Origin of the sequence: Vibrio sp. 10N.222.49.C12 (assembly GCF_041475025.1) — a bacterium.
In the GTDB taxonomy this organism is placed as follows: Bacteria; Pseudomonadota; Gammaproteobacteria; order Enterobacterales; family Vibrionaceae; genus Vibrio; species Vibrio crassostreae_C.
Map to the genome: position 1 here is coordinate 1 of NZ_JBFRVF010000127.1, position 971 is coordinate 971.

The 971-nt window shown below is 43.6% G+C and carries 1 protein-coding gene; it reads right to left on the reverse strand.

What is annotated here, in order from left to right; translation table 11 throughout:
• Positions 1–52: 52 nt before the first annotated feature.
• Positions 53–971: IS5 family transposase (locus tag AB4583_RS21245; RefSeq protein WP_372119262.1), on the reverse strand; the 919-nt coding region annotated here is incomplete at its 5' end.

The following is a 971-nucleotide window of genomic DNA, read 5'->3' on the forward strand; positions in this document are numbered from 1 at the left end:
GGCTTTGTTTCCTAATTGGATCTCAGATAGAAACGGCCAGTATGGGTGATTATTAGGCTATTTCTATCGTTTTAGGCATACCTAACCCTGTGAGCTTATTCAACGCTTTAATCATGGCGTAGGTTTCACCAACCTGAGCATTATAGTTTCTTAAACTTAATCGCCCACCAAACAGTGTCTTTACACGGAACATAGCCGTCTCTGAAAGTGACCGTTTATGGTAACCGTACTTCTTTTTCCAATGTTTATTTGAGCCGTATAATTTCTGGCAAGCTACCGCCAGATTACGGGGGTGACCTCGTAACCAAAAAGCAGCACCTTCTCTCGGTGGAATAAGTGGAACAGCTTGTTTAATACGTATTGCTTCGTAGCATTGTCTTGTATCGTAAGCTCCATCACCAGATATCTCATTGATTCTACGACGAGTTTGATTCAGTAAATTAGGAAGAGCTTCACCGTCAGTGACATTCGATAAACTTAACTCAGCCGCAATGATTTCATGAGTGCCAGTGTCTACGGCTAAATGGAGCTTACGCCAAACTCGACGCTTCCCGTCAGTACCATGTTTTTTTACTTTCCATTCACCTTCACCGTAGACCTTTAGCCCTGTTGCATCAATGGCTAAATGCTGTATTGCGCCTCGGGTCTTTGTCTTGAATGACACATTAACCGTTTTGGCTCGTTTACTGATGCATGAATAATGAGGACATGACAACGGGAGTTGAGCGAGTTTGAAAACAGAATCGATGAATCCTTGTAACGCTCTCAACGGCATCGCGAATACTCGTTTAACCATGAGGGCGGTCGTAATGGCTAAGTCACTAAACAATCGAGGTCGACCTCGTTTACCTTGCTTGAGTTGCTTCCACTGTTGAATCGCTTCCTCATCAATCCAGAATGTCAGTGAACCACGATTGATTAGGGCTTGGTTATATTGTTTCCAGTTAGTTGTTCTGTAGCGAGGCTTTGGC